Genomic DNA, 9,179 nt, shown 5'->3' on the forward strand with positions numbered 1-9,179 from the left:
GTGTTGCACTCAGTTTTTGCCGTCCTCTGCGTTCATGCGCCAAGTTGGACCCAGCCAATGATGGATAGCGCGAACTGGAGTTGCACCAGGCCCGACTCGGCGTCGGCATCGATATGCCTCTTCATGCCCGAAGAAGTACTGGTTACCCCCTTCTTCGTCTGATGCATTTCAGGATTGCATTTGCCTTCCTTGTTTTTGGTCGAACTGGGTGCATGGATGATGGTGGCGTCGACAACGGTGCCTTGGCGCAACGACAGGCTCTTGTTTCGCAGGTATTTGTTGATGGTCATGTCTTCGGGGATTGGCGCGCTGAGCGTCAGCCGCGCAAACTGGCGTATCGAAGTGATCTCCTACTGCGCCTCTTCTATAGCTGGATCGCTCAACGAGAATCAGTTCTGCAGCAGGTGAATGCGCAGTATGGTGTCCAGTGGGTACGGCTTGCGACCACCGCCCGCCTTTGGGTAATGCGGCTCGATCAATGCCACCAAACAGCTCCACGGCACCACCTGTTCCAGCTCGGCCAGGAAACGCTCGCGAAGGGTTTGCTTGTGCTTACCGGCGTACTCGAAATCGGAAAAGCTCATCTGACTCATGGGATGGCGGGCTTGTAGAGGGCAGTTGGACGGAGGGCTATTTCAGCACAGGTCAGATGGCCTGTGCTAACTTGATCGGATAATCCTTAGCATTTCTTCGCGTGCCAATCTTGCGACGCCAGTGGGTGCACGATTTGGGTAAGAGAGTCCGAACTCTAGTTTCGACGTCGTGGGCGCCTAAATATCTTCCATGACTGAGTTGAGATGTATCTTAATTCTAGCTGCTGAATAACTTGTTCGAAGTTTTCCGTAAATGAATTTATATTTCATTCTGGGGGTGATTGGAAAGGATAGGCTGTTATTTGGGTTGGGAGGTGTATGCTCTATCCCTGCCCGATGAAGGGCAGGTGCAAGAGAATAGAATATTATAATAAAGTATTTAATAGTGTTAGTTTATATGCAGGCATAAACCACAAGCTCCACCAGCATCTCCTCCCGTGCCAACCCAGCGACCACAACTGCCGCGCGATTGGGGTAGGGGGCTTTGAAGTAATCGGTGTAAAGACTGTTGACCGTCGCCAGGTAGCTGCGGTCGGTGACGTAGATCAGCACCTGTGTGACGGCATCCAGCGAGCTGCCGGCGGCCTCCAGGGTGTGGCGCAGGTTATCCAGGGTCTGGCGGGTCTGAGCCTCGATGCCACCGGCTACCACCTGGCCTTGGGCATTGATGGGGATCTGCGCGGTGTAGAGTGTGCCGTTGCCTACGACCGCCCATTCTAGCGGAGCCTTGGAGGCGAACAGGTTGGTCTTGATGGCATGTTTCATGGGTGAGTTCCTGAGTGTCTGGAAAGGGTCAGTCGGCATCGTTGCCGCCGCCTGCGCCATGGCGGCGGGAGGCTTCGGTGCTTTCGACCAAGATGTGATTGGCCATCTGCTTGAGCCGCTGCCAGGTGGGCTCGCTGACCGTGAAGCCTTGGCTGAGCGTGGCATGGGTAGCGACGGCCGAGGGATTGTGGTGGGCAGAGCGGCTGAATAGCACCGTGATGCTTTGCTCGATGCCATCACCGGCAGCCGACTGGGCATCACTGCGAAGTTCAGGGCGGTTGGCGCCGCTGGCGAAGGTCGCCACATGGCGCTGGCGAGCATCGCCCCAGTACGCCTGCACCTGCAGCCCCAGCTCGGCAGCCCGGCTTAGGTAGCCGAGCAACAGCAGGCGGTTATGGCAGTGGTGGATGCGCAGTACTGCCTGGCCGCTGCGCAGAGCCTTGCCCAGCGCCATTTCCACCACGGTCGCGGCGCAGCGCAATATGCTGTGACCCTGGGCGTTGATGACCAGAAGGGCGCTATCTTCGTACCACAGGGCGAATGGCTTCTCGGCTTCGCTCTGCAAGTAGTCCAGGGCCTTCTCCAGCGCACCAATGCCGTCCAGTCCTTGCAGATGCAGCCAGCCGACCAGGTCGGCGGCGTCCTCGCAGTCGCCTACGGCAAAGCCCATGCCTTCGAAGGCCTTGCGGCACATCACTTGAATTTCGTTGAGCGAGACGCGCATGGTCACTGACCTCCGTGCGGCATGACCGCGAAGTTCCAGTCGTCCTCGAACGGCCGGCCGATGTCGCTGACCAGCGGTGCGCCCTGGAACAGTGTGATACGTACCCAGCGGCTGGACTTGGGGTCGAACTTGCCCGCGCCGAAGAATGCCAGTTTGCAGCGCAGCAGGTGGATCGGCAGCATGTCTTGGGCTAGCAGGTTGGCGCGGATCTCGCCGTAGGTGCTGTGCGCCATGCCTTGCAGGCGGCGCACCGTGCCCTTGAGCGCCGGTTGGGCGATCAGAAAATGCGCGGTCAGTGCCTGGGGCTGTTCACGCAGATGCTCCAGTACCGCCGCGTGACAGCGCTGGATATTTCGGGCTATGCCCAGTTGCATCTCTTTTTCGGCGCCCGGTTCTTCGCTGCGCATCCCCAGGCGAGGTTCTTCTTTTTCGGCCGAGCGATACCAGAAGAAGTGCTGGGCCTGCACGTCGCTGAAGTCGTATGACAAGGCCCAGTCATAGCGCTGCTCGATGAGCGCGCGCAGTTGCGCCAGCGGCATTTGTGCGTCCAGGCGCCAATCTTCGACCACGCCCATCTGGTCGGCCAGCGGTGTGACCTGCTCGGGATACAGCTCCAGCAGTAGGCTTACTAGCAGCTCCTGGCAGCCCAGCCCCGCGTGCGTTTCGCTCCAGGCCCGCAGGCGTGGCCAGAGATCTTCGCAGGCGTGCTGGCCACCAAGCCAGTCGGCCAGCGACGAGAGTTCGTCGAGAGTCTGCGTGTTCTGCTCATGCTGGCGCACGTCATCGGTCTGGGTCTGGCTCAGGTGCAGGCGGGCGCGTTCCAGCAAAGTGTGCAGGCGCGCCAGGCAGGCGTCCTCAGCCGGCTGTGTCAACACCTGTGCCAGGGCGGTTTCCCGCGTGCTGATCCAACGCTCCACCAGTTGCGGATGATTGATCAGGAAGGGCGCCATGCCCAGTCCAGTAGCATTGCCTACCCCCAGGTAGCGTTGCAGCGCCGGGGCCAATTTCACCGCCCGTTGTGGGGCAAGGGCATGGGCCATGTGCTCGATCTGCTCGATGCTGAAATGGCGCAGTAGGTACACCGTGAACATCTGCGCGCTGAACGGCTGGTTGAAGTCTGGGTTGTCCTGCAGACAGCCGAAGTCGGCTATGCCGAATTTGCCGTTGCCGTACACTGCAGTGGTGCGATAGAGATAACCGACCTCGGCCAACTGCTGCGGGTCTGGCTGTTGTCCTTCGGCCAGCGCCGCCAGGAAACGGTCGAAGTTGCGCAGGCTGCGGTTGGCCCGCGACAGGACCAGCACGCGGGCATCGAAGCGCCCGGCCTCCTGCAGCGGCACATTGCGCTGCAGGTCGTCCAGTTGCGCCGCATCGACGTCGCCGGCGACCAGGACGAAGGTAACGTCCCACTGGTCGGCGATCACCCGGTCGCTGCGTTTTTCTGGTGGCAGGTAGGCCGAGAAGAGCACGCAGTGATAAAGCCCATGCGGCGTGTCGATGCGGTAGATGGCCGTGCCGAAGCCTTGCGCATCGAGGTCGAAGCGGCTGCGCTGGATGTGCCAGTGCTGGTTCATCATCCGCCGCATGCTGCTGCGCACGAAGCTGAGCGGGCTCTGGAAGTGGCTGCCCAACCGGGCCAGGTCCATGACCTGGCTGGCAGGGCGCAAGGCCAGTGTTGCAGGTAGGCTGTTGGACATTGTTGTCATACCTGGATGGATCATGTTCAGACGCCTTGTTCGCGGGCCATGTGCCGGGCGATGCGTATCGCATCCCACAGCGCTGGCAGGATCACCAGCGACACCGGCACCGCGGTGATAACAATGAAGGACTGCAAGGCCGTCACGCCGCCTGCACCGATGGTGATCAGCACCACCGCTGCCAGGCCCATGCCGATGGCCCAGAAACCACACAGCCACTTCTTCGGTTTATCGTTGCTGGACATCGCCAGCGCCACGGTGAAGGCCATGGCATCGCCATTGGTCGCCACCGAGATGAAGCTGAGGAACAGGAACAGCGCACTGATCAGGCCGCCCAGTGGCAGGTTCTGGGTCACCCCCAGCAGCAGGTCTTCGGGCTGCGTGCCATGGGCGGTGACGATGCCCGGTGTCTGCAGCTCCAGGCCAATGCCGGTGCCGCCGACCACGGTGAACCAGAACATGGTCACCAGCGGCGCGATGATCGACAGCGTCATGATGATCTCGCGAATGGTGCGGCCTCGCGAGATCCGCGCGACGTACAGCGCGACCATGGGCGCGTAGCCGATGAACCAGCCCCAGTAGAACACCGTCCACCAGTCCAGCCACTTGGGGTCGGCACGGAACAGCGTCATCGGGATGAAGTGTTCCACATGCAGGGCGAAAGCCGCCGGGAAGCCACCGAGGATGAACAGGGTCGGGCCGAACACCACCATGAACAGCGCCAGGCCGATCATCAGCCAGACGTTGATCTCGCTGACAACTCGGATGCCTTTGAGACCTACCAGGCAGGACACGGTATACATCAGTGTGACAGAAACGATAGTGACCGATTGGGTAGCTATACCATCGGGTACACCCCAGACTGCGTGCAGCGCGCTACTGATCTGTAAGCCCAAGAAGCCGATTGGGCCAATGGTGCCAGCAACCACAGAGATAATCGCGGTTGCATCGGCCAACGTGGCGATGGGGCCCTTCAGCGCTCGTTTGCCGAAGAGTGGATAGAGCAAGGTGCGCGGCGCCAGGGGAAGGCCCTTGTCGTAATGCAGGTGCATAAGCACGATCGCCAACAGGCTGCCGAGCACCGCCCAGGCGAGAAAGCCCCAGTGTACATATGACTGGGCCAAGGCGGTGATCGCTGCTGCTTCGCTGTGCGGTTGCACGCCTGCGAACAGGGGCGGTGGGCTGGCGAAGTGCATCAGCGGTTCGGCTGCGGCCCAGAAGGCACCGCCACCTGCCAACAGGGCGCACATGATCACCGCAATCCAGTTGAAAGTGCTGATGTCCGGGCGTTGATTCACACCGCCCAGTCGCACGCGACCACATTTGGAGAAACCGATACCCAAGCTAATCACGAAGGTCGCCAGCATCAGCACCTGCCAGTACAGGCCAAATGCTCTAGTTGACCAAGCGAACAGGGTGTTGACCAGCGCGGACACCGCGTCGATGTCGATTAGGGCGGCTACCAGGAAGGCGCCGAGGAAGCCGCCGCTGATCACGAACAGCGGCCAGTCGATGTCCCGCGTCAGCGGCAGGGCCAGGGCCTGGGTTTCAGTCTGCAGGGTAGTTGGGTTTTTCATGAAGCCTCCGGAACCTGCGATTGTTGTTATTGTTGATGCTGTCCGTGCAGGGAAGTGTCAGGCCTGCGCCGGGGTGGCGGTCTCAAGCAGGCGCAACCAGTTCAGTCCCATGATCTTGCGTACGTCGTCTTCGGCAAAGCCGCGAGCACGAAGGCCCTGGGCGATGTTGGGGAAGTCGCGGCTGTCGCGGAACCATTGCAGTGGTGCCGGCCAATTGGCGTTGTCCTTGCTCCCTTCGCCATAATCTTTCTCTTTGCTCCAGCGGCCGTTGCGCATCCACTCCAGCACAGACAGCGGCTGCGCCTGGCACAGGTCGGTGCCGATGCCGATGTGTTCCACCCCCATCAGGTCGGCAGTGCGCGCGACCATGTCGCAGAAGCTCTCCAGGCTGCAGTCCGAGGCCCCTTTGAGGTGGAATGGGTAGGTACTGAAACCCAGCAGCCCGCCGGACTCGGCGATGCCACGCAGGACTGCGTCGGACTTGTTGCGCTTGGCAGCATGGAAGCTCGACGGGTTGGCGTGCGAAACAATTACCGGCCGTGTGGACAGCTCGATTGCCTCCAGAGTGCTGCGCTCGGCGCTGTGGGACATGTCGATGAGCATGCCCACACGGTTCATTTCGGCGATCACCTGGCGGCCGAAACGGCTGATGCCATTGTCTTCCTGCTCGTAGCAACCGGTGGCCAGCAGGCTCTGGTTGTTGTAGGTGAGCTGCATGACGAACACCCCCAACTGGCGGAAGACTTCCACCAGGGCAATGTCGTCCTCGATCGGTGAACAGTTCTGGAATCCGAAGAAAATCCCCACCCGGCCTTCTTCCTGGGCCAGGCGGATATCGCTGGCCGAACGCACTGGGCGGATCAGCTGCGGCCAGGTCTCGAAGCGGCGGTTCCACTCGCCGAGACGCGAGAGGGTCTCGCGGGCGTTCTCGTGGTAGGCGATGGTGGCGTGCACCGCACTCAGCCCACCGGCCTGCATCTGCTGGAAGATTTCCGGGCTCCAGTTGGAGTATTGCAGACCATCGATCATCAGTAAGTCTTGCATGACGCGCACTCCTTCAAGGCCGCACGTAGGTGGTCTTCACCACGGTGTAGAAGTCGCGGGCGTACTGGCCCTGTTCGCGCGGGCCGAAGCTCGAGGCTTTGCGCCCGCCGAACGGCACGTGGTAGTCGGTGCCGGCAGTGGGCAGGTTGACCATCACGCAGCCGGTCTGGGCGCGGCGCTTGAACTCGCTGGCATGACGCAAGGACTGGGTGATGATGCCGGCGGTAAGGCCGTACTGGGTGTCGTTGAGCGTTGCCAGCGCCTCTTCGAAGTCGCTCACGCGGATCACGCAGGCGATCGGCCCGAACACTTCCTCGCGGTTGATGCGCATGTCGTTGCGGCTGTCGATGAACAGTGCCGGGCGCATGTAGTAACCGTCGGTTTCGAGCTGCAAGCGTTCACCGCCCTCGACCAGGATGGCGCCTTCGGTCTGGGCCAGGCGCAGGTACTCAAGGTTCTGCTCCAGCTGGCGGGCCTCTGCCACTGGGCCGATCTGCACGCCAGGCTCCAGTGCATGGCCGACCTTGAGCTGGCGCATGCGCAGGCACAGGGCTTCGACGAAGCGGTCATGGATGCCGTCGCAGACGATCAGCCGAGAAGACGCCGTGCACTTCTGGCCGGTGCCGAAGAACGCGCCATTGAGTGCGCACTCCACCGCGAGGTCGAGGTCGGCGTCGTCCATTACCACCAGGGCATTCTTGCTGCCCATCTCCAGCTGGCAGCGCACCAGGTTGCTGGCAGTGGCAACCGCCACGCGGCGGCCGGTTTCCAGAGAGCCGGTGAAGGTGAGGGCATCAATTTCGGCCGATTGCACCAGGGTGTCACCGACTGTTGCACCGCTTCCCATGACCAGGTTGAAGGTGCCCTCGGGCAGGCCCTGGCGGCTGATAATTTCGGTCAGTGCCCAAGCACTGGCCGGTACCAGGTTGGCTGGTTTGAACACCACGGCATTACCGAAGGCCAGGGCCGGGGCGATCTTCCAGGCGGCGGTGGCCATGGGGAAGTTCCACGGGGTGATGATGCCGACCACGCCCACCGGCTCGCGGTGTACTTCGATGTCGATGCCGGGGCGCACGGAAGCGGCGGTTTCGCCCATCTGGCGCAGCACTTCGGCGGCGTAGTAGTGGAAGAACTGGCCGCTGCGGTGCACTTCGCCTATGCCTTCGGCCAGCGGTTTGCCTTCTTCACGCGAGAGCAGCTCGCCCAGCTCCCGCTTGCGGGCGATCAACTCGTCGCCAATGGCCATCAGCACCTGCTGGCGGGCCTCCAGGCCACTGGCGGCCCACATCGGCTGCGCAGCGCGGGCGGCCTGGATGGCCTGCAGGGTCTGTTCGACGCTGGCCTGCTGGTAGTGACCTATCAGGTCGCAGGTGTCGGAAGGGCTTTGGTTGGCGATTGTGGCCTGGCCTTCGCACCACTGGCCAGCGATGTAGTTGTTGTAGGGGGTGTGTAACATGGATGTGAACCTCCGTTTGCCTGTGACCTATCTTGCGAGCAATATGGATTAAATAGAAATTAATAAAAAAAATACTTTGATAAGGAAGGCTAATCATGTTGCCAGAACTGAAGCTTGCTCAGCTGCGCTATTTTCTATTGGTCGCCGAGCTAAAAAGCTTTCACGCTGCGGCTCGACATGCCTTTCGCACGCAACCAGCAATATCGTTGGCCGTGCGTGAGTTGGAGCAGAAGCTTGGCCAGGCTCTCATCGAGAAGGGGGGAGGGCGTGTGGTGCTGACACCATTTGGCGAGCATTGCTTGCCTTTATTCAAGGATCTGTTGGAGCACCATGATCGAGTGAGTCGCGAGATCACGCTGCTTGCCCGACATGAAATCGGCAGAGTCAGCATTGCAACCGTACCGTCCGTTGCCAGTCGGCTACTGCCAAAGCCAATGGCGCGTTTTGTGGCCGAATACCCGAATATTGAGGTGAGCATCCAGGACTGCACTTCTGAATCAGTCCAGCAGTTGCTCTCACGAGGGCAAGTGGATTTCGGAATTAGTAGCCTGTGGGCGGAAGATGACCAAATTGCTTTCACTTCCATTATCAGTGATCAGGTTGGGATCGTGTGCCGGTTTGATCACCCGCTCGCGCAAGCGGGGGCTGCAGTCGACTGGACGCAGCTCCAAGGTGTACCAATGATCCGTAATGGCACATCTCGATTGCTTGAGGGGACTGATGCAGAAGTCCTGCTTGAGCAAAGTCGATTATTTGTATCCAATATGATTTCTCTGATAGCTATGCTAGAGGAGGGTGTCGGTGTGAGCACTTTGCCATTTCTAGCCTTTCCAGTAGAGAACGAAAAGTTATCGTTCGTTCCACTGAGTTATCCGCGGGTTGAGCGAAAGATTGGGATCTTGGCGCCGAAAGGGCGTAGTTTGTCACCGGCGGCTGATAAAATGATGGTATTTCTTAAAAAACATTTGGAGCTGATTTTGCTGCCAATAGCGAGTTGAATGAAAAGGCAATGTAGTGGCAGGGGTTAAAAATTTGTATCTATATTGGAGCGGTGTGGAGTTAGAGCAAGTGAGGGGAAGAGAATTATTTCTTGAATTACACGATCTGCCGCGCCCTATTTACGGCCATAGAGATAGTGTTGCAAATATTTTTTTAGATTTTGATCATAGTCACTCATGGGTGCAGTTTTCGACAGTTTTAGAAGGTTCCTTGACCGTCAGTTTGAGCGATAGCGTCTGGAGGTTACCCTCTCGAAGAGGAATTATTATACCTGTCAACACGGTTCACCGAATGATTGTCAGTCCGGGTGGGTGCGTCAAGAGT

Annotated in this window: 7 protein-coding genes and 1 pseudogene; 1 reads left to right on the forward strand and 7 read right to left on the reverse strand. The window is 59.7% G+C overall.

Features of this window, described 5'->3' with window-relative positions:
• Window positions 1–83: 83 nt before the first annotated feature.
• From ACF8MI_RS24955 to ACF8MI_RS24985, 7 genes and pseudogenes are all read right to left on the reverse strand, one after another.
• Window positions 84–593: pseudogene (locus ACF8MI_RS24955) on the reverse strand (transposase); the annotation flags it as partial.
• 393 nt (window positions 594–986) lie between these two features.
• Complete coding sequence (locus ACF8MI_RS24960) at window positions 987–1,358, reverse strand: RidA family protein (RefSeq protein WP_103436905.1); 372 nt, start codon at window positions 1,356–1,358, stop codon at window positions 987–989.
• 28 nt (window positions 1,359–1,386) lie between these two features.
• Window positions 1,387–2,082, reverse strand: coding sequence for a DUF3726 domain-containing protein (locus tag ACF8MI_RS24965; protein WP_103436906.1), 696 nt, complete (start codon window positions 2,080–2,082; stop codon window positions 1,387–1,389).
• A 2-nt stretch (window positions 2,083–2,084) separates the two neighbouring features.
• A complete protein-coding gene (locus ACF8MI_RS24970) occupies window positions 2,085–3,779 on the reverse strand; it encodes a hypothetical protein (RefSeq protein WP_392518016.1) in 1,695 nt (564 codons plus the stop codon).
• A 26-nt stretch (window positions 3,780–3,805) separates the two neighbouring features.
• Window positions 3,806–5,356: a BCCT family transporter gene (locus ACF8MI_RS24975; protein WP_103436908.1), complete on the reverse strand. Its 1,551-nt coding sequence runs from the start codon at window positions 5,354–5,356 to the stop codon at window positions 3,806–3,808.
• A gap of 57 nt (window positions 5,357–5,413) precedes the next feature.
• Window positions 5,414–6,400, reverse strand: coding sequence for a dipeptidase (locus ACF8MI_RS24980; RefSeq protein ID WP_392518018.1), 987 nt, complete (start codon window positions 6,398–6,400; stop codon window positions 5,414–5,416).
• 13 nt (window positions 6,401–6,413) lie between these two features.
• Complete coding sequence (locus ACF8MI_RS24985; RefSeq protein ID WP_392518019.1) at window positions 6,414–7,856, reverse strand: aldehyde dehydrogenase family protein; 1,443 nt, start codon at window positions 7,854–7,856, stop codon at window positions 6,414–6,416.
• Between the two features lie 95 nt (window positions 7,857–7,951).
• On the opposite strand from ACF8MI_RS24985, the gene ACF8MI_RS24990 reads away from it, so the two are divergent.
• A complete protein-coding gene (locus tag ACF8MI_RS24990) occupies window positions 7,952–8,854 on the forward strand; it encodes a LysR family transcriptional regulator (RefSeq protein WP_103436911.1) in 903 nt (300 codons plus the stop codon).
• Window positions 8,855–9,179: the final 325 nt, after the last annotated feature.

This window comes from Pseudomonas sp. yb_9, from assembly GCF_043103635.1.
Classification (GTDB): Bacteria; Pseudomonadota; Gammaproteobacteria; order Pseudomonadales; family Pseudomonadaceae; genus Aquipseudomonas; species Aquipseudomonas monteilii.

Excerpts from the sequence above, each read along its gene's own strand:
- ACF8MI_RS24975 (WP_103436908.1), bottom strand. The coding sequence starts at position 5,356 with ATGAAAAACCCAACTACCCTGCAGACTGAAACCCAGGCCCTGGCCCTG.
- ACF8MI_RS24985 (WP_392518019.1), bottom strand. The coding sequence starts at position 7,856 with ATGTTACACACCCCCTACAACAACTACATCGCTGGCCAGTGGTGCGAA.
- ACF8MI_RS24970 (WP_392518016.1), bottom strand. The coding sequence starts at position 3,779 with ATGTCCAACAGCCTACCTGCAACACTGGCCTTGCGCCCTGCCAGCCAG.
- ACF8MI_RS24960 (WP_103436905.1), bottom strand. The coding sequence starts at position 1,358 with ATGAAACATGCCATCAAGACCAACCTGTTCGCCTCCAAGGCTCCGCTA.
- ACF8MI_RS24990 (WP_103436911.1), top strand. The coding sequence starts at position 7,952 with ATGTTGCCAGAACTGAAGCTTGCTCAGCTGCGCTATTTTCTATTGGTC.
- ACF8MI_RS24980 (WP_392518018.1), bottom strand. The coding sequence starts at position 6,400 with ATGCAAGACTTACTGATGATCGATGGTCTGCAATACTCCAACTGGAGC.
- ACF8MI_RS24965 (WP_103436906.1), bottom strand. The coding sequence starts at position 2,082 with ATGCGCGTCTCGCTCAACGAAATTCAAGTGATGTGCCGCAAGGCCTTC.